Here is a 19,569-nt window from a genome sequence, read left to right on the forward strand (position 1 = left end):
GGCCGGGCTCAGGACCGGGACGCCTCGCGCGAGGGGATGACCCCGAACTCGCTGAGCATCCACAGGAACGGGTCGGCGACCCGGTAGGGGCGCACCCCGCCGCGCACACGGTTGCCCGCGTCGGGGACGCCGCCCAGGGCCGACACCCCGAAGTAGCGGGCGTTGCGGTAGTGGTTGCGCACGTGGCCGTCCACCCCGCCGCCGTCCCACCGGTGCAGCAGCTGCTGGATCTGGGCGTGCACGTCCTGGCTGTCGGACCCGTCGAAGAACGGCGCGGCGGGCTGCGGCCGGTGCAGCGGCGAGCCCTCGTCCAGCTCGCCGTGCAGCGCGTCGATCTTGGTCAGGCACACCGCCATGGGCACCCGGATCAGCCTGTTGACGGCTCCGGGGCGGCTCATCAGCAGGTCGGTGACCCGCCCCAGCATGTCCAGCGGCCGGCTCCGCGCCGTGTCCGGGGCGGGCGGCCGCCCGCCCGCCGCGGCCAGCTGGCGGGTGCCCTCCATCCGGAGCGGGTCCAGCAGGAGGATGATCCCGTCGGCGCTGTTGAGGTAGCGCAGGTTCGCCTCCACGCTCTCCCCGGAGGTCAGGTCCTCCCCGGCGGTGTCGAAGAACGACAGCAGCGTGTGCTGCGGCCGCCTGCCGCCCAGCCCCCTGCGCCGGGTGGTGAACCGGAACACCAGCGGTTCGCGGGTGACCCCGGTGCGCCGGGTGGCGCCGAGCAGCCGAGCCTCCTCGTAGAGCGGGGTCTCGTAGTCGGCGTGGAACCGGTGCCGGGTCTGGTCGTCCGAGCCCCCCACCGACGCGTCGAACCGGGAGCCCACGCGGTTCATCAGCTCGTGGATGAGCACCGTCATGAACACCGTCTTGCCCGCGTCGCGCGCCCCGACCAGGGCGATCATCCGGCTGCGGATCCGTCCGAAGTTCACGGGGAGCTGGGCGTGGCAGGTGGCGCACACCTGTCTGCCGGTGGTCGACGCGCACTCCGGGCACACCGCCCGAGCGCTGCGCCCGTCGGCCTCGAAGACCGGCGGCAGCCGTTCGCGCCGCCCCAGCTGGGCGCGGATCGCGGCGTCCTCCACCGGCGCGCACACCCGCCCCTCCGGCCCCGGGCGCCCCGTGCACCGGAAGCGGATGCGGCGCTCGGCGAACCGCGAGTAGCAGTAGGGGCACACCAGGAGGCGGCCCTCGACGGGGATCAGCGAGCGCACGGCGTCCAGGCTCCTCAGCACCTCAGCTCCCTCACCGGGGGCTGGCGCAGCCGCACCCCCCGCCCGTCGTCGTCGGCCGGGAAGCACATCAGCCAGCCCTGGCCCGTGCCCCGCGGAGGCCGTACGCGCACCGACACCCACTCGCCCGCCGAAAGGTACTGGGCGGGCAGGATCGCCAGCACCGTCCCCTGGTCGGCGGCGTGCGGCTGCACCGGGCCGTCGGCGTACACCACGACCACCTCGGGCATGGTGCAGTCCTCCTCCGCGACCAGGTGCACCACCCGGTCCCGGCGCAGCAGACCCGCCGACTCCACGCGGTAGTCGAGCACCGCCCGGCCGGGAACGGTGACGCTCGCGGCGGAGCTCACCGCCTCCCCGCCCTCGAAGGGGACGACGGCGCGCACGTCCACCCGCACCGACTCGGGGCCCATGAGCGTCTCGAAGCCCCCGTCGGAGGAGTACTGGCGGCGGGTGCAGCGCAGTTGGCCGCCGGTCCAGGTCTCGGTGCCGCGCTCCTCGGGGCGCCAGGAGACGATCGCCGCGCAGGCGTCCTCGGGCCAGGTCCACCCGAGCCGGACCGAGGTGTCGAACCGCTCCGCGCGCAGCCCCTCCACGGGCGGCGCCGCGGTCACCCGCACGGAGACGCCCACGACCGCCTGGTCGCCCGCCACCGTCACCGCCAGGACGTGGTTGGTGCCCGACTCCAGGGTGAACGCCACCCGCTCCCGTTCCTCCCGAGGGGCCTGGGCCTGGTGCGCGCCCTGCTCCTCGGCCGCGGTCATGCGGTTCCCGGGTACCGCCGTGGCGGCCGCCCCGCGGTTCCACGGGGCCGCACCGGCCGCTGGCGCCCCAGGAACCCCCTGAGTACCAGCGTGCGCGCCTGACCCACGGTTCCCGGTTGTTCCGGGGGTCCCCGGCACACCGGTGGGCGCTGCCGTCCCGGGAGCGTTGTGCGTGACGCCGGTTGTCGCCGCGGGGCCGGGGTTTCCGGTCGTTCCCGTTCTGAGGCTCCCCGGCACACTGGCGACCGTTTCCGCGTCAGGAGCCCCCGTGGTGCCGGGAGTCGCTGACGCCCCATGGTTCCCGACCGCCTCGGGAACCCCGGCCTTCGCGTGTCCTCCGTGCGTGCCGCCGGGCGCGTCCGAGCCTCCCGACACCCGGTCGCCGCGCGCCCCCGGACTCTCGGGTCTCTCGGGTCCGGAGCGCGTGGCCGTACCACCGTGCCCGGACCCGCGGGACGCCGTGTCCGTGAGCAGGCCCGCGGTGGCGCGGCCCTCGGCGCGGTCGTGGAGGGCGGTGCCCTGCGGGGGCACCACCGGTCCGCCCCCCGGTCGGTCGCCCGCGGCCGCGCGGTGCGATGGCGGGTTCGCCGTGCGGGTCTCGCCGTCATGGGGGTCGGCGCCGGTCCGCTCCGCGGAGCCGAACACGCGGGCGCCCTCGCCCTCCCCGCCCGCGGGCGGGGAGGGCAGCACCACGCGCGGCAGGTCGGCCCCGTCTGCCGCGGGGGACGCCTGGGCGTTCACCGGGCGCTCGCGCCCGTCGCGGGCGTCGGCCCCGGTGCGCGGGGGAGCGCCGAGGGCGCCTTCCCCCGCCCCGGTGGCCGCCGGTGCCGTGGACTGCGCGGCGGGGGAGGGCCTGGCGTGCCTTCCGACACTGCGAACGCGGTTGCCGGGCCTCTCCGCCGGGTCGGAGGCACGGTCGCCCGCGGAGCCTCCGGGCGCCGCGGAGCCGCCGGAGGACGCGTGCGGGGTACGGGTGTCCTGGCCGGGAGCGGTACGGGTCCGCCCCGAGGTCTGCTCACCGGGGGTCAGGATCCGGAACCCCTCCCCCTCCTCGTCCGCGAAGCCTCCGCGTCGGGAGTCCGTGCCGTGGTCGGCGCCTCGGCTCCGGGCAGGGCTCCTCTCGTCCGGACCCAGAACGCGGACGCCCTCGGTCTCCCCGTGCCCGCCCTCCTCGGAAGGAGCGGTGCGCGGGTGGTCCTTGGCGTGGAACGCGCCCGGGTGGGGACGCGCCCCGCCCTCCTCGGAAGGAGCGGTGCGCGGGTGGTCCTTGGCGTGGAACGCGTCCTCGCGGGGGCGGTTCCCGCCCTCCTCGGGCACCGCGGCGCCGGTGCGCGGCGCGTGCGGGGTACGGGGCTCCTGGACAGGGGATGTGCGGGTGTGGCCCGTGCTCCTCTCCCCGGGCCCGAGCACGCGCACGCCCTCCCTCTCCTCGCCGGGCGTTCCCCCGCGCGCGGGGTCCGCGTGGCCGTTCGCCGGTCCCGGGGGCGGCCCCGAGGGCCGACCCGCACCGGCGCGAACACCCGTTCCGCCGCTCCTGCCGACCCCTCCGCCCCCGGGGGACCCCTCGTCCTCCGCCACCGGGGTCTGGGCCACCTCACGGCCGTAGGAGTCCAGGTCGTCGGGGCCGACCACCGTGCCGAGGGGCCACTCGGGCGGCTCCTCCCCGACCCGCAGCACGACCCTTCCCCGGGAGGGACGCGTCCACGAGGCCCGGAAGTCCGCGCCGCCGTCCGGCACCACGGACAGGTCCCGCACCGCTTCCGGGCACGGGCCCGGGCTGGCCCTGCGCACGAGCCCCGCCGACCCCCGCGCGTGCCCGTTCGAGGTCACGTAGACCGCGCGGATCCGGTAGTGGTACTCCACGTCCATCTCGACGTCGGTGTCGCAGAACCCCGACCCGCCCGTCTCCACGCGCACGCCGTCGCCCGCCCCGCGCGGCGGCGCTCCCACACCGCGCAGCACCTCCACGCGCACCGCCTCCGCCGGGGCCTGCCAGGAGCCGGACACCGACCGCTCCCCGGCGCGCACCCGCAGCGAGGAGACCTCCGGCGCGATCATCACCGGCGCCGACGACGCCTCCTCCGACACTCCGAGGCCCTCGCGCACCGCCACCACCGCGTAGCGCGCCTCCGCTCCCACGGGCGCCCCGGTGTCGGTGACCTCGTTCCCCGACGACTCGCCCACCAAGGCCTCGCGGGCGCTCCCGTCCCGCCCGGTGCGCCGCGTCACCCGGTAGGTGACCGGCCCGCCCGGAGCGGGGACGGACTGCCAGGAGACCACCACGCTCCGGCCGTCGACCCGGGCCTCCACACCGCGCGGCGGCGGCGTCGCCACCTCCCCGAGCCGGGCGGCGAGCGCCTCGTCGTCGGCGGCCGCGTCCGCCGCCGCGGCCAGGGCCCGGGCGGCCTCCTCCCGGTCGCCCGCGCGCAGTGCCCGCTCCGCCTGCGCGGTCAGCTCCTCCACCTGCTGCATCCGTGCGCGCAGGCGCTCGTGCAGGTCGTGGTCCTCGGGCAGGTCCTCGGCGGCCTCCTGCGCCTGGCGCAGCCGGTTGTCCGCAAGCAGGTCGTGCACGTCGCGCTCCACCCGGGCGGGCGCTTCGGCGCCGGATGCGGACCGCCGCACGGCCGCGGCCAGCAGCAGCGCCTCCTCCTCGGCCAGCCCCCGGCCGACCCAGTGCCGGGCCAGCCCGGGCTCGTTCAGGGCCTCAGGGCGCTCCCGCAGGTCGTCGACGATCTCCCCAAGCACGAGGGCGTCGGCCCGGTCTCCCTCGGCGCGCAGGATCTCCAGCACGTTCTCGGCCGCCGCCCTGGCCTCGGACTCCGGTTCCAGCCGTACGCGCTGGACCGCCTCGTCGAGGGCGGCCTTGTCCAGGGCGGTGCCGTCGTGGAGCCGGAAGCCGTCCAGCACGCTGAACCCTTCGGCCAGGCGCTGCTCGCCGAAGACCTCCATGGGGGAGAAGGGCACGCCCCGGGTGCGCAGGTGCCCGCGCAGGGCGCGCAGGGTGTCCTCGGGAGGGGAGTCGTCCAGTTCGGGAAGCCGGTCCACGACGCGCACACCGTGTTCGAGCAGGACGCGTTCAGCGTCGGCCTCGGTGACGCCCACCGGTGCGATCATCGACCGGAGGGTGTCGCGGTCCAGGAGCGCTGTGGTCAGGCCCCCGGCGATCTCGGACCACGCGCTCAGGACCCGCTGGGCCTCGTCGGCGCGGACCTGACGGAAGTGGGCGTGCGTAAGCGCGCCCTCGCCCTCCAGCCGCTCGTGCTCGGCGATGAGGCCGTCCAGCACCTCCCTCAGGGAGCGGCGGCTGCTCCGGAGCGCGCGCCAGTGGGCGCACACCTCATCGACGTGCTCGGTGAACGCGGCCGGGTCGGCGCACAACCGCAACTCCAGGCGGGGTTCGACACCGTAGCGCGTGAACAGGTCCGCGGGCAGCCCGTGGGCGCGCGCGGCCACCAGCACCTCGTCCTCGTAGCGTGTGCGTTCCTGTGCGTCCCAGGGCATCGTGCGATCCCGCTCCCCTCGTGTGGTCGTGGTCGTACGGTCCGGTGAGGGGGGTGGGCGGCGGGCCCCGGAGGCGGTGCCGGTCAGTTCACGCGGCTCCTCTGGGGCCGGAGGCGGTGATCGCTCCCGCCCCGCCGGTCCCGGTCGCTTCGTGTCCCTGCATCGGCTCCGCCTTTCACGGCCGGGGATTTCCCGTGTTCTCCCTGTGCGGCCGTTTCGGGTCACGAGCATACCCCTCATGCGTGCGTTGACGGGGAGAACACGGGCCTTTTGGGTTCGCGCGTGTCCGCAGGCTTTTTCCGTGTCTGAAGAACCGTTCTGAACTGCGCATAATGCGACATCAGCCAAGAAAAACACCCCTTTTCTCTTTTCATGAGAAAAGGGGTGTCGCGTGCGGGGAAAGGCGTCATGGCGCGATATCCTGCACCGCTTCGCGATTCGCCGTGCTCTTCGTTCCCTCGTGTTTCCCGGACCCCGTCCTCGCGGGGTTCCCGTGTTCTCCGTTCGGGGCGAACCGCTACCAGCCGAGGACGTCCAGCGAGGTCTCCAGGTTCTCCCGCAGCTGGTCGCGGCGCGCCGTGAGGGCCTCCTCGTGCTCGGCGATCAGGCCCTCCAGGACGGCGCGCTCGGCGGCGACGAAGGCGTCCAGGTAGCCGGAGGAGTCCGTGCACTCCAGCGTGGGAACCGCGGCCTCGGAGTCCGAACCCTCACCGGAGAGCGGTGTTCCGTGGAACCCGTCCACGGCAGCGGCCATGCACGCCTCCCAGGCCACGGTGGCCTCGGCGACGGCGGGGTCGTTCATGGCGACGAGGTAGGAATCGCCCAGAAGCTCCTCCACGAGGAGGTGGGAGTCCGGGGTGTCAGGACTGTTGCCTTCCCCGTCGGTCTCGTGCGCCGGTGCGCCGTCGGGGTCGATCCGCTGACGCGCCTGGCCTACGCACCCGCCTTCGGGCACCGTGTCGCCCGAAGGGGTCCTGAGACCCTCTCCGCTGCTGAGGACCGCGCTGTGCGCCTGCTCGCGCAGGCCCGCGTCGCCCCCGAGGAGGTAGGGGTCGGCAACGTCGTCGGGGGGAAGGGAGAAACCGTGCTCTCTGGCGATGTCGACGCGCGTGTTCCCGTACCTGCGGTACTCGTGCTGGGGGCCGAAGGCGCGCATGGTCAGGGGGTCCATCCCCAGCGCGGAGTTGACCTCGGCCTCGTAGCCGAGGTCCACCAGGCACTCCACGGTCAGCGTGTCCTCGGCCCTGCGCACGACGTACCCCTCGTACTCGTCGAGCCGGTAGTCGTACACCGGCAGGTGCAGGCGCTCGCTCAGCTCGGCGTCCATGCCGGCGTAGGGGTCCTCCGGACGGACGAAGGCCGCGATCTCCTCCGAACCACCGTTCCCCTCGCCGTCTCCAGGGGAGGGCGAGGGGGAGGGGGAGGACTCGGCATCGAACGCGCCGTCGGCGCGCCCCATCAGGGCGAGGGCGAGGGCGCCCGAGAGCAGGACGGGGAGGGCTGCGGTGAACAGACGGAGGGGGATGTCCACTGGGCTCCAGGGGGGAGGAGTCGTCCGGGTGGAGGGAGTGGGAAGCCCGGTGCGACGAGCCTAACCGTTCCTGAACAGTGATCAGAAGTGACCCCAGAGGATCACGCTGGCACTGCACCCATCCCGAACGGTGCTGGATGGGCTGGGTCACCGCGTTCCTGCCCCGTCCGGCCACGCGCATCGCGTGCACGCTCCGTGACGGGAGGGCGGTTTCCCTCACGCCCACAACTCCCCGGTGCGGCCTGGACGGTCCGATGCCCCACACCATCACCCCGGTGGTGTGGTGGCCCAGCGCAGCAGCCGGGACAGGGCATGGCGGACCTGCGCGTCCCGGTGGGAGGCGCTGCCGGACAGGTCGAAGGTGAACCGTCGCGGGTCCCCGATCGGGTTGCCGTGGGTGTCCAACTGCCAGGCGGCCAGGTGGTCGGCGTTGGCGTCCACCCCCACCACCCCGCGGGCCAGCGCCGCCTCCCACGGCACCTGCGGGACAGGGGCGGGGGTCCAGGACGCGCTCACATACCACCGGCCCCGACCAGGGCCCCGCCCGGTATCCAGGTGGAGGCGGTAGGCCACCGCTCCGTCGGCCTCGACCCGGTCGGCCCACTCCGCACCCCGGTGGGCGAAGGTCACCCGGGCCGAGAGCACATACCGGCCACGGGGTGCGTTGGCCAGGTCCGCCAGCGGAGCGGGTAGCCGGATACTGACCTGCCCGCCAGGGGTGATGCGGATGGTCTCGTTGCCGTAGCGTTTGCCGGACTCGCCATCAGCGGACAGGAAGAAGCGGGCGGCCTCCCACCGAGCCCGCCACCCGGCCTGGGTGAGTCCGGTCTGGTCCAGGTGGTGGCGGCTGTTCAGCAACCGCTTGCCGCCACGCACCACACGGACCCGCCCCGCCTCCCAGTCCGCCACCTGCGTGGCATGCCGACTTTCCAGGGCGGTCAGGCGTCGGGACTTGGCGTGCCACTCCCGGCGACAGGCGTACCCGCCCGGCACACCCCGGGTTCCTTTGGTTCCCAGAGGTTGGGACAACCGGTGGCGCAGGGTGTCGATCCCCGTTTGGAGGCGGTGCAGGTGGGCGGCCTGGCTGCGGCGGGCCAGCGCCCACTGCTCGTTCGAGGCCCTGGTGAGCGTCCCCGCCCACCGGGACGAGGACTCAGGGGTCAGCTCCCGTTTGCGGGTCGCCCAGGAGTCCTTGCCGTGGCCGGTGCCATCCAGACACCGGGCGGCCAAGTCCGTGGAGGCGAGCGAGCCCAGGTGCGCGCCCACGACCCGCAGGACCGTCTCGTCCCGTGGTGTGAGGCCCTTGAGCCGGTCACGCACGCTCACCCCGGTCGGTGCGGGGGCCAGGAACGGGTCGGCGAGGGCCCGCAACCGCCGCATACTGGTACCTGACATCCCTGCCCACCTCCCGATCCTGCCGGTTTCGTCGCTGCGTTCGAGACGACCGTAGCCAGGTTCGGGGGCGCTTGTCCGGAGAATCAGCGAACTTGCCGGACGGGTTTTCTTCGTCGCACCTTGCGCAGGGGCGGGGCGCACAGCCACACACCGCTTTCCGGCAGCAGTAGAGGCTCACTCCTGTGCCCTCGTGTGCGCTGGAGTGGTCTTTCGATCCAACAGCTAACAACCCCCTCCCCCCGGCCTCCTCCGTCAGGCCCCCAGCGCCTCGTCCATCCGCGCGGCCAGGTCATCGGTGAGCAGGTCGATGTAGGTGCTCGTGATGTGCCCGGAGTCGCGGTAGACCATCACGTTGCCGATCACCGCCGGGCACCCGCCGTCCACGCAGAACCGGTCGGTGAGGTCGACCCAGTGCACCTCGCCCCCGGACTCGCGGGCCGCGATCTCCTGCGGGTCGGCGTCCTGGAGCGCGTCCCGCTCGGACCGCTCGCACGGTGACGGGTCCTCCAGGTTGGCCGCCACGCACTCCACCACGTCCCGGCGGGCGCGCGGGGTGTCGCGCAGCGCCACGATCTCGCCGCTGACCCGCGCCACCTCCTCCCACAGCCGGTTCATGCCCTCGGCCACCACGACCAGGTCCTCCTCCGGGGTGGTCTCCTCGGCCGGGTCGCTGGCGGTGGAGGAGCTGGTGAACACCAGGTCCGGCCGCAGCTCCTCCAGCTCGCCGATCACCGCGCGGTTCCAGTCGCCGCACGCCGTGTACGGGCCCCCGTCGGGGCCCTTCATCACGGTGTCGGTGAAGGCGCACGAGGACTTGGTGTACAGGTGCAGCCGCCAGCCGCGCTCCTCGGCCATCCCCTCCAGCGCGGTGACCCACTGGGCGCTGTGCGAGTCCCCGAGCACGGCCACGTCATGGGTGGCGTCCTCGGGGCCGTACACGCACGGGTCCGAGGGGTCGGTCTCGGAGTGCGAGGCCTGGCAGTCGTCGTCGTACAGCGTGGGCACGTCGTCCTCCGCGTTGACGGGGGAGGGGTAGAGCGGCCCCGCGTCGGCGGTCTGCCCGAGGGCGGCGGGACCGGTGTGCACCGCCGGGTCGAAGGTCACCGACCGCTCCTGGTCGGCCCGCACGTACACCGCGCCGCTCACCGCGGCCACCGTCACCACGCCCGCCGTGGCCACGGCCAGGGCGGAGCGGCCGCGGCGGACCAGGCCGCGGTCGCGCACCGGGTCCTCCACCCACACCTTGGTCGCCCACGCCAGCAGCACGGACGCGGCCGCGACCGCCAGGGCCTCCACCGCGCCCAGGCTCTCCTGGCCGAGCAGCACCAGCGCGAAGACGATCAGCGGCCAGTGCCACAGGTACAGCGAGTAGGACACGTCGCCGATCCACCGAGCGGGCGCGGTGCTCAGCAGCCGGGAGGCCGACAGTCTCACGGGGGAGTCCTCGGCGGCGATCACCGCCGCGCTGCCCAGGACCGGCAGGATCGCCGCCCAGCCGGGGAAGGGCGTGGCGTCGTCATAGGCCACCGCGGAAGCCACGATGGCGACCAGGCCGAGCCAGCCCAGGGGCGCGCGCCAGCGCTCGGGCAGGCTGCCGTGCGCCAGCCCGATCGCGAGCAGCCCGCCGACGGCCAGCTCCCAGGCGCGGGTCGTCGGCAGGAAGTACGCCGAGGCCGCCTCCTGCGAGGTCAGCAGCACCGAGCAGGCCAGGGACAGCACCAGCACCGCGCTCAGCAGGACGGTGAGGGTCCCGGCGGTGGGGCGCCCCCCCCCCCCGGCCCAGGGTCCACACCACGAACAGGAGCGGCCACACCAGGTAGAACTGCTCCTCCACCGACAGCGACCAGAAGTGCTGGACGGGGCTGGGCGGGTCGTCCGCGGCCAGGTAGTCCACCGCCTGCTGGGCCAGGTAGAGGTTCTCCACGTAGGCGGCCGACGCCACCAACTGCCAGGCGGTGTCGACCAGGCGGGTGACGGGCAGCAGGAAGAGCGCGACCGCGCCGGTGACCAGGAGCACCGTCGTCGCGGCGGGCAGGAGGCGCCGGATGCGGCGCACGTAGAAGCCGCCGATCGACACCTTGCCGTGCTCGGTGGCCTCGCGGTACAGCAGTGACGTGATGAGGAAGCCGGAGATCACGAAGAACACGTCGACGCCGACGTAACCGCCCGGTAGGAGGGCGGGGTTGAGGTGGTAGACGAGGACCAGGAGGACGGCGACGGCGCGCAGACCCTGGACCTCGGGCCGGAAACGGCGTCCGGTCCGGGCGGGTGCTGAGAACATGGGCTGGCTCCGAGAGCGGGCTCGGCGACGAGGAGTGGACGAGGGTGTGTCCGGGGGTGAGTCGCGGGGGATGATCGCATTCTGTGCCGTTTCGAAGACCCGAGGCGACCCCGGAGCCGACACTGCGGCAGGTGTTCGTCCAACAGGGGTGCGGGGGACACGTTCCCTTGGTCGGGTGTTCGCCTGGCTGGCTCGGGAACCGTCGGCGGGGCGGTGGTTCTCCGGGGGCTCGCGGGACCGCGGTTTCCGGTGGTGCGGAACGCCCCGCTGGTGTGCCGGAGGACGCGTACGAGAGCGGGGCTCAGGGGGCGCTCGGGGCGCGTGGGAAAGCGCCGTTCGGGGTGCGCATCACGAGGCCCGTCCGGCGGATGTGACGTGCCCGGAAGGCGTGTGCGCCCGTTCGTGACGCGTCCGCTCCGGATCTGGGGCAGACTGTCGGATGTCGCCGGAAGGGATCGCGCCGGTTCGCCCAGGACCGTGCCGCGCCGCGGAGCCCCGTTCTCCCGAACGGGTCCGGCCGGTGCGACCGCGCCGCGAGAGGAGGCACACCGTCACCCCCGTCACCCCCCTGACCCGCGCGCACCTCGTGGCGGCCGCCACGGTCGTGGTCGTCGTGCCCTGTGCCCTGTACCCCCTGATCGGTCTGTGGACCCTGCTGTGGATTCCGGTCGTGCTGGTTCTGGGTGCCCTCGTCGTGCACTTCGGTGACGCCGCGGCCGTCGCGGCGGCTCCGAACGCCGCCGACGGGACCGCCGACCCCTCTTACGGGCAGGTCCACGGCGGACCGGACGGAACGCTCCGCGCCTTCGGCGAACGCGGCGGCGCGCGCGGCACCCGGATCCGCCCGGTCGCGCTGCCCAGCGCCGCGCAGGACTACGACCTGGTGTTCTCCGCCGTGGTCCACTGGCGGTGGGAGGGCCACGTGGACCTGAGCCTGCGCAACCCGGTCGCCCCCGCCGTCCTGGCGGTCGTCACCCGCGCGTCCGCGCTGGCCCGCGGCGTCGAACCCGGCGACCACGGGACGGCCGAGTACGAACTGGCCGCCCGGCTCGCGGTGGAGACGGCGGTCACCGGCGCCGGGGTCGTGGTGTGGGCGGAGGAGGTGAGCCTGCGCCTGCCGGAGGAGGACGCCGAACGGCTGCGCCGCATGGCCGCCCTGCGCAAGGACCGCGAGCTGCGCGAGGCCGTCCGCGACGCCGAGGAGGAGCTGGAGGACCTCCCGCCCGCCCGCGTCGGCCGGGCGCCCGCCCCGCGGCCGACCGCCCCGCCTTCCCCGCGCCCGGAGGTCCCCCCGCCGTCGGCCGTGGACACGGGCCTGGACGCCTTCGGCGGTCTCGCCCCGCTGGACGACCCGCTCGGCCTCGGTGGTGACGACGGGCCCGACCCCTCCCCGGGTCCGGGCAGCGACGTCGACGAGGAGGGGTACGAGAGCTACTGGTGGCCCGCCGACGAAGGCCCCGAGTCGGCCGAACGCGACGTGCAGGTGGCCATCCTGCGCGGGCTGGTCGACTCCTTCGAGGACGCCGAGGAGCGCGCGAAGTTCGTCCACGAACAGGTGGTCGTTCTGGAGCGGGGCGGCTTCACCGAGCTGGCGCTGCGCATCCGCGAGGAGTACCCCGAGCCGGACGGGCGGGAGCCGGACACCGAGGAGCCCCGGTGAACGCCGGGGGCCCCGATCACCCGGATCGGAGCCCCCGTACGCTGCTCCGGCTGCCGGTGCGGGCGCCGGTCCCGACCGCCGCCGAGGCCCCGGCCGCCGCCCCGGTCACCCGTCACCGGAGCGGCGTGCGTCCCGTGCCGCCGCTCGCGCGGACCCTCCTCAGAAGGAGGATCCGGACTTCCTGCGCCTGGTGAACACGAAGGCCGCCACACCGGCCCCGATCGCCACCACCGCCGCGCCGACCAGCCCCCACAGGCTCGCGCCGGTCACGGGCAGACCGCCGTCCGACCCGGCCGCCTGCTCGGGTGACGGGGAGGCGGAGGGCTCCTCACCGGGTATCTCCTCCGTGACGGGACCCTCGGTCGGCTGCTCCTCCTCGGGGGCCTCGGGCTCCTCACCGCCGGGGGTCGGCTCGGGCTCTCCCGGCTCCTCGGGGGCCTCGCCCCCGCCGGGCCCGCACGGGGTCAGCTCCGCGGAGAAGTCGCCGTTGTGCAGCTCACCGTTGCCGACGACGCCCGCGGACAGGGACCCGTGCTCGAAGGAAGCGGCGACGACGTTGCCCTCGATGTTGCTCGGCGACAGCCAGCTCACCTTCGCGTCGGGAGCGAAGACGGTGCCCTCCAGGGTCCGGCTGTCGGGGGTGAAGGTGACGGACGTGGCGTCCCCGAAGTTGAACAGGACGTAGCGGGCCTCCTCCAGACCGATCCCGGCCATGTTGGGGGTCCGCCACTCGAACCGCCCGTCCACGCCCGAGGTGTCGACGTTGACGAGGAGCGGCGCGTCCGGACCGGGCTTGTCCTCGAAGGTGATGACCTCCAGGGCGGCCAGGTCCTCGGCGGCGACGTTCCACACGTTCTGGGCGCCCGGGGTCAGCGGCAGGGTGACGTTGGCGCCCTGGTCGAAGGGAGGCAGGGCCTCGGAGCCCTCACCGGTCCGCAGCGGGACCACCCCGCCCTCGCACGCGGCGAGTCCGGCCGAGCGCTCGCGGTAGGCGGGGAACAGGCCCGCGACGTCCAGGGCCGCGCCGGTGACGGACTCCTGCGGCTGTCGGACGGTGAGCGAGATCCTCGGCGTGCCCTCGCGGCCCTCGGGACCGGCGACCACGGTGTTGACCTGGGCGCCGTTGTGGTCCGTCGTGCTGATGTCGGCGTCCTCGGCGGCGCCGACCTTGACGTACCCGCTCTGGAGCACCTTGAGGTCGCCCTCGCTGGCGCCGAAGTCCACCCGGCCGTTCACCAGGAGGGCGGCGGGGTGCTCGTCGCCCTCGGCGGTGTACGAACCGGGTGTGTGGGCGGCGACGTTGTAGTCGCCGAACACGAGGTCGCCGCCGACCGCGACGGCTCCCTCGGACTCGTTGCCCGCCAGGACCGCGTCACCTTCGGTGACCACCAGGAAGCCCTGGTTCCCGGACACGGGGTTGACGGCGGTCTCGGCCACCGCGGGGGCGGCGGGCAGCAGGCCGAAGGCCAGGAGGGCGGAGGTGGAGGCGCAGGCCCCTCTCAGGAGCAGTGAGGGGGTCTGGGGACTTCTCGGCATCTCGGATGTTCCGTTCCGGAGTCTTCGTACTGTTGGGGAATGCGGACTGGTGCGAAGGGGGCGGACGGGCGGGGCGCGGGAGGACGGGGAGCGTTCCTCCGGGGTGCGTCCGACGGGGACGACGGGGGCCGTCCCGGCCGCGGACCCGTCGTGCCCTCCGCCCCATGTCGGGAGCCGGAGACACGGACCGTGATCACGGAACGTGTTGGGAGCGCTCCCGGGCATGGCTCGCGCGGTGTCCTTCCCTTCCACGCGCGACACGTGCCTCCGGTTGCCATGCCGTCGCCGTTGTTCCGCTTCCGTGTCCTGCGCGGTGCCGCCGCCGTCGGCCGAGGGGGCCGGGCGGGTCAGAGGTCGCCGGACCCCGGTTCCGCGTCGGCCAGGCGGGTGAGGAGTTCGCCCAGCAGGACGCGCTCGCCGTGGCTGAACTCCGCCCGCGACCGGTCCAGGACCGAGCGCAGGGCGATCGCCCGCCGCGCGGGTTCGCGGTCCCGGTCGGCTCCGGGAGCGGTACCGGCCGCCCCGCCGCCTTCGGGACCGGTGCCGGGGGCGGACGTGATCGCCGCGATGACCGCCTCGCGCGTCCTGGCGGACAGCGACGGCTCGGGCCGGTCGGAGTCCGGCCTGATCAGGCTGAGGGTGACGCCCATGCCCGCGGCGTGCACCATGTCCGCCGCCTGTTCGACGCCGACGACGAGCCGTCCGGCCTCCGCGACCCGGTGCACCAGCGTGAGCAGTACGCGCCGGGCCTCCCGGGTGGTCTCGCCGTTCCCGCCCGGAGCGGGGTCGCCGTACATCAGCAGGTAGTGGGCCGGGTTCTCCACACCGAAACCGACGTGCAGGTTCCAGCCGGCGCGCAGGTCCTCCACCGGGTCGGACGAGGCCGGCTGTGCCGTCTTGCGCGCCAGGTAGCGGGCGAAACCGTCTGCGGCCACGGCGTTGAGCAGACCGTTCATGTCACCGAACAGGCGGTAGATCGTCGGCGGCTGCACCTCGGCCGCCGTGCTGACAGCTCGCGTGGTGACCGCGGTACGCCCGTGGTTCCTGAGAAGGTCCGCCGCGGCCTCGATGACCTTCTGCCGGTTGTCGCTACGAGAAGCCATGTATCGATGATAACGGTATGGCGATAGCACTGTTATGTTATCGTCGATTAAGTACTAGCGTTATCAGCGTTATCAACCGTGGGCGCGAGGCCGCCCCGACGGGAGGACGATCATGAGCGGTACCGAACGGCGTGCGGCGCTGGTGACCGGCGGGTCGCGCGGCATCGGACGGGCGGTGGCCGAGCGGCTCGCCGCCGACGGCCAGGACGTCGCGATCGTGTACGCGGGCGACACCGCCGCGGCGGAGGCCGCCGTCGCCGCGGTCACCGACGCGGGCGGCAGCGCCGTCGCCCTCCGGGCCGACGTCGCCGACGAGGACGCCGTGCGCACGGCCTTCGACGCGGTCGAGGAGCGGTTCGGCGGCGTGGACGTCGTCGTCAACTCCGCCGGGATCATGGTCCTGGACACCGTGGCCGACCTCGATCTGGCCGACCTGGACCGCATGCACCGGACCAACATCCGGGGCACCTTCGTCGTCAACCAGCAGGCGGCCAGGAGGGTGCGCCGGGGCGGGGCCATCATCAACCTCTCCACCTCGGTCGGCAGGCTCGCCCTGCCGACCTACGCGGCCTACGCCGCCTCCAAGGGCGCCGTGGACGCGATCAGCCCGGTGCTGGCCAAGGAACTGCGGGGCCGGGACGTGACGGTGAACGCCGTCGCCCCCGGGCCCACCGCCACGGACCTGTTCCTGGCGGACAAGAGCGAGGAGCAGGTGGAGCGGCTGGCCGGGCTGAACCCCTTCGGACGCCTCGGCGCCCCCGAGGACATCGCCGAGGTGGTCTCCTTCCTCGCCGGAACCGGCCGCTGGGTCAACGGCCAGACCCTCTACGCCAACGGCGGCATGGTCTGAGCCCGACGAACCGGGGGAGCGGGGCGCGGCGTTGACCCCGGTGAGGACAGGCCGCCCTGTCCGTGGCGAGCACGCGACGACGGAACGGAACAGACCCCATGGCCGCAGACACGGAGAAGGGCTACGGCCTTCGTCCTGGTCTGCTCCGGCCAGCTCATCCTGTTGTTCACCGGCTGACGCGCTCGCGCGCTCCCCGCGGTCCCCGCGCCTTCCACACCGGCCCCGGCCCGGCGCTCGGGCCGGTGCCCGACCGGGCGCCGGTACGGCGGAGGCGCCTTCCCCGGCACACGCGACGCATCGGTCCCGGCCGTCCGGGCCCTGGCTGGTCCCCGCGCCCCGGCCGCCCGTGTCCTACCCCGGCTCCGCGGTCCGCGACCCCGCACCCCCGGCCGGACCCCCGGACCGGCGTACCGGGTCGGTCCCGGGGGCCGAGCCCGAACCGTGCTCGATGACGCGCAGCATGTCCCGGATCTCCCGGAGCAGCGACACCGGCACCGTCCCGAGCCGGACGCCCTGTTGCGCGAGCCCCTCGGCCTCGTTGAGCGTGCGCCGGGCCTCCAGGAGGTTGCGGCGGGTCATGATCCCGGCCAGCAGCTTCATCGCCCGCAGTTGCCCCGAACGGTGCTGGAGGCCCCGGTAGCCGTCCACCGCGACCCTGGCCAGCTCCTCGGCCTCGGACAGCCGCTCGGCCTGCTGCAGTGACTCCGCCGCCATGCGGTGCGCGCGGGCGTGCCACCACTTGTCCCCCAGTTCCCGGAAGCCCTCGGCGGCCCGCAGCATCTCCTCCTTGCCCCGCTCCCGGTCCGCGGCCATCCGGGCCTGTCCCAGGACCAGGCACGTGCGCCAGCGCCCCCAGTCGTCACCGATCTCGACGAAGGCCCGTTCGGCGTCGCGCAGCCGGGCGATCTGGTCCGCGACCTGCCAGGTGTCGCGCAGCCTCTCCCGTCGGCGCAGCAGTCCGCGCGCGGGGCGCACCTCGGCGCAGCGTTCGGCGTACTCCATCCCCCCGTCGGCGAAAAGACCGGCCACCCTGGCCCGCTGCCTGCCCGGCCACCCGGGGTCGCGCGCGGTCAGGCGGCGGCGGTCGCGCTCCTGCGCGGGGCTGAGCAGCAGCTCGCACTCCCAGGCCTCCCGGTTGAGCTCGTTGGTCGGCAGCCGGCCCAGCGAACGCAGGTAGCGGGCGTGGTACCAGTCCCCGTTCGGCGCCCGTGAGAGCCGTTCCCTCTCGTCCTCCAGCAGGAACCAGGCGTTGAGCGTGAAACCGCGCAGCCGCAGCACCTCCCCCTTCTGCAACCGGACCCTGGCCCACTGCTCCTGGGAGTCCTGGGAGCCCACGAGCAGGTCCTGCGCGCGGGTGAGCGCCTCGTAGGCCCGCTCCTGGTAGCCCTGGAAGCGGTCCACCTCGGCCAGGTTGCACAGGGCGCGCACCTGCCACCAGCGGTCGCCGTGCTCGGAGAAGATCCGCACGGCCTCCTCGATCTCGGCCCGGCCGTCGTCCAGGTCGCCCCGGCGGTACAGGTTCACCCCGACCGCCCGGTGCGCCCGCGCCTTCCAGCGCGGATCGGCGGCCGGAACCAGCTGCTCCAGGATGTAGAGCGCGGTCAGGGCGCGCTCGTAGCCGGTGTCGTGGTCGCCGTGGCCGCTGGCCACCTCGGCGCGGTCGAGCAGAGCGACCCCGTAGGCGAGCGGTTCGCCCATCTCCAGAGCCAGCGCGGTCGCCTGCTGGGTGGCCTCGCGCACCGCCTCCCACTGCGTGCGCCCGGTCCGGCACAGCACGGCGAAGGCCCGGCGCAGCCGCCACCCGTACCCGATGGCCCGCTCGCGCTGCCGCTTCCGCTCGGTGGCCCGTCCGCGCGGCGGGTCGTCCTCAGCGGTCGCACGCGGCTGAGTCCAGTGGAAGCAGACCTCGAAGCCCCGCAGTTCGGTCTCCAGCCACGCCATGGGGTCGGCCGGGCCCCGGGGCCCGGCCGGAACCGGTCTCCCACCGCCGTGCCGCGCGGCGTCGCCGCCGGGCAGGGACGCGCCGAAGCTCCACTCGTGCGGCGCGGCCCGGCTCGCGGCCGCCTCCGCGATCCGGTCGAAGGCGCGCAGCAGCCGTTCCACCGCGAGCCCCAGCTCCTCCCGCGACCAGTCCGGCAGCTCCTCCTCCGGCACGCCCAGGATCCGGGGGCCCGCCGTCAGCAGGGTCTCGCGGACGTGGTCGTGCAACTGGAACCGGTCGAACCCTCCCGCCTCGTACAGGTACGTCACCAGGTACCGGTGGCTCATCCGCAGCAGCAGCGGCTTGGCCTCGTCCTCGGAGACGTCCAGCAGGGCGGCGGCCGCCCACGCGGTGAAGGTGGTCAGACCGGCCCCGGCCAGACGGCTCAGCAGCAGCCGCTCCCGCGGCTCGCACTGCTGGAGGCTGAATGCGAGGGACTGGGCGATGGCCTGCGGCCCGGGCACGGTCAGCCGCAGGGCCGGGTCGCTCATGTGGCGCAACAGGTCGGCGGCGCCCGGTCCTCGCTCCTGGGTGACCTGCGTGCTCACCAGGCAGAGCGCCAGCGGGAACCCGTGGCACGCGGAGACGAGGCCGGGCAGCGCGGCGCGGTCGGCCTCCGACAGGGGGCGGGGCGAGTCGCGCACCAGCCGGTCGAGCAGCTCCATGCCCTCCTCGTGCGGAAGGGGGTCCAGGTGCCTGCGCAGCATGGGCTGCGCCGCGTCGGGGAAGTCGTTGCGGCTGGTGACCAGCACCGCGCACCCCCGGCCGCCGGGCAGCAGCGGTTCCACCTGGGCGTAGTCCTTGGCGTTGTCCAGGACGACCAGCAGTCTGCGCTGCTCGGTCGCGGTCCGCCACAGCACGCACAGCTCATCCAGGGAGGCCCCGTCGGGCGGGCGGCCCCCGACCACGGTGATCATCTGGGTGAGGACGTCCTCGGGCCGACGGGGTTCGCGGCGCGCCGGGGCGATCGGGTCGGGGCCCTCGGACCCGCCCTTGCGGGAGCGGTGGCCCGGAACGGAGCGGCCGAGCGCCGAGGAGCGCGTCTCGGGCGAGGCCTCGTGCGCCGCGCCGCCGTAGAGCTCGAACTCCAGCTTGCCGTCGGGGAAGCGGTCGGCCACCCTGTCGACGACCTGCGCGGCGAGCTGGCTCTTGCCGGTGCCGCCCTCGCCGGTGATCGCGATGGCCAGCGGGCCCCGGGAGTCGCGCCTTCCGGCCCTCCATGCGGGTCGGCTGACCAGGCGGCGCGCGCCCCGGCGGGGGAAGCGGGCGAACTCGTCCAGCAGTTCGGCCATGAGGGCCGTGTGGCCGGTGAAGTGGTCCACCGGCGGAGGCAGCCGTCGGCGCAGCGCGGGTTTCTCCTCCGGCCGCTGGGACCGGTCGAGCCGGTCGAGCAGCGCCTGCGCGGAGGCGGCCACCCCCATGCCCAGGAGGGCGAGCACCACGACCATCAGGCCGCCGTTCTCCGGCAGGAGGTCCGGAAGCCCCTGGAGCGCCGTGCCCAGGCCGACGAGGATCACCAGCCCCGTGGCCAGCCCGCTCTGGATCGGGCGCCGCCTGCGTGAGGGCGCGGTGGCGACCTCCTTGCGGGAACCCTCGTCCACGCTCTCCCTGCCCTTCCCGAAGACGCCGGATGTCCGTGTGTGCCGGGCCCGCGGGTTCTACCGCCCGGTAGCAGACCGATCCTCGCGGTGTCCGGAGTCCGGTGTCCAGACGGGTACGGGCGGTCCCCGCTCGCGTTCAC

At 74.3% G+C, this 19,569-nt stretch carries 11 protein-coding genes; 2 read left to right on the forward strand and 9 right to left on the reverse strand.

Features of this window, described 5'->3' with window-relative positions:
• Nucleotides 1-8: 8 nt before the first annotated feature.
• The 6 genes from PV789_RS06800 to PV789_RS06825 form a co-directional block, all read right to left on the reverse strand.
• Nucleotides 9-1,229: a TRAFAC clade GTPase domain-containing protein gene (locus PV789_RS06800; RefSeq protein WP_274976623.1), complete on the reverse strand. Its 1,221-nt coding sequence runs from the start codon at nucleotides 1,227-1,229 to the stop codon at nucleotides 9-11.
• Entirely contained in the window at nucleotides 1,223-5,491 is a 4,269-nt protein-coding gene (locus tag PV789_RS06805; protein ID WP_274976624.1) for a SaeA-related protein, read from the reverse strand. Before PV789_RS06805 ends, PV789_RS06800 begins: the two co-directional genes overlap by 7 nt.
• A gap of 517 nt (nucleotides 5,492-6,008) precedes the next feature.
• Nucleotides 6,009-7,022: a hypothetical protein gene (locus tag PV789_RS06810; protein WP_274976625.1), complete on the reverse strand. Its 1,014-nt coding sequence runs from the start codon at nucleotides 7,020-7,022 to the stop codon at nucleotides 6,009-6,011.
• A gap of 267 nt (nucleotides 7,023-7,289) precedes the next feature.
• Nucleotides 7,290-8,417, reverse strand: a complete 1,128-nt coding sequence (locus tag PV789_RS06815) for a hypothetical protein (RefSeq protein WP_274976626.1) — start codon at nucleotides 8,415-8,417, stop codon at nucleotides 7,290-7,292.
• A 252-nt stretch (nucleotides 8,418-8,669) separates the two neighbouring features.
• Nucleotides 8,670-9,956 carry an acyltransferase family protein gene (locus PV789_RS29805; RefSeq protein WP_368045832.1) on the reverse strand — a complete coding sequence of 429 codons (1,287 nt, stop codon included), beginning with the start codon at nucleotides 9,954-9,956 and terminating at the stop codon, nucleotides 8,670-8,672.
• Entirely contained in the window at nucleotides 9,934-10,698 is a 765-nt protein-coding gene (locus PV789_RS06825; protein ID WP_274976627.1) for an acyltransferase family protein, read from the reverse strand. Before PV789_RS06825 ends, PV789_RS29805 begins: the two co-directional genes overlap by 23 nt.
• Nucleotides 10,699-11,218: 520 nt before the next feature.
• Between PV789_RS06825 and PV789_RS06830 the strand changes: the two genes are divergently transcribed.
• Complete coding sequence (locus tag PV789_RS06830) at nucleotides 11,219-12,358, forward strand: hypothetical protein (RefSeq protein ID WP_274976628.1); 1,140 nt, start codon at nucleotides 11,219-11,221, stop codon at nucleotides 12,356-12,358.
• Between the two features lie 159 nt (nucleotides 12,359-12,517).
• Here PV789_RS06830 and PV789_RS06835 read toward each other — a convergent pair whose 3' ends face one another.
• Nucleotides 12,518-13,894: a choice-of-anchor A family protein gene (locus PV789_RS06835; protein ID WP_274976629.1), complete on the reverse strand. Its 1,377-nt coding sequence runs from the start codon at nucleotides 13,892-13,894 to the stop codon at nucleotides 12,518-12,520.
• Between the two features lie 347 nt (nucleotides 13,895-14,241).
• Entirely contained in the window at nucleotides 14,242-14,997 is a 756-nt protein-coding gene (locus PV789_RS06840) for a TetR/AcrR family transcriptional regulator (RefSeq protein ID WP_274976630.1), read from the reverse strand.
• Between the two features lie 112 nt (nucleotides 14,998-15,109).
• Between PV789_RS06840 and PV789_RS06845 the strand changes: the two genes are divergently transcribed.
• Entirely contained in the window at nucleotides 15,110-15,847 is a 738-nt protein-coding gene (locus tag PV789_RS06845) for an SDR family oxidoreductase (RefSeq protein WP_274976631.1), read from the forward strand.
• Nucleotides 15,848-16,198: 351 nt separating this feature from the next.
• Here the strand turns inward: PV789_RS06845 and PV789_RS06850 are convergent, their stop codons facing one another.
• A complete protein-coding gene (locus tag PV789_RS06850) occupies nucleotides 16,199-19,429 on the reverse strand; it encodes a tetratricopeptide repeat protein (RefSeq protein WP_274976632.1) in 3,231 nt (1,076 codons plus the stop codon).
• Between the last annotated feature and the right edge of the window lie 140 nt (nucleotides 19,430-19,569).

Origin of the sequence: Nocardiopsis camelliae, from assembly GCF_028993595.1 — a bacterium.
GTDB classification, from domain to species: Bacteria; Actinomycetota; Actinomycetes; order Streptosporangiales; family Streptosporangiaceae; genus Nocardiopsis; species Nocardiopsis dassonvillei.

Excerpts from the sequence above, each read along its gene's own strand:
- PV789_RS06805 (WP_274976624.1), bottom strand. The coding sequence starts at position 5,491 with ATGCCCTGGGACGCACAGGAACGCACACGCTACGAGGACGAGGTGCTG.
- PV789_RS06815 (WP_274976626.1), bottom strand. The coding sequence starts at position 8,417 with ATGTCAGGTACCAGTATGCGGCGGTTGCGGGCCCTCGCCGACCCGTTC.
- PV789_RS06825 (WP_274976627.1), bottom strand. The coding sequence starts at position 10,698 with ATGTTCTCAGCACCCGCCCGGACCGGACGCCGTTTCCGGCCCGAGGTC.
- PV789_RS06835 (WP_274976629.1), bottom strand. The coding sequence starts at position 13,894 with ATGCCGAGAAGTCCCCAGACCCCCTCACTGCTCCTGAGAGGGGCCTGC.
- PV789_RS06840 (WP_274976630.1), bottom strand. The coding sequence starts at position 14,997 with ATGGCTTCTCGTAGCGACAACCGGCAGAAGGTCATCGAGGCCGCGGCG.
- PV789_RS06845 (WP_274976631.1), top strand. The coding sequence starts at position 15,110 with ATGAGCGGTACCGAACGGCGTGCGGCGCTGGTGACCGGCGGGTCGCGC.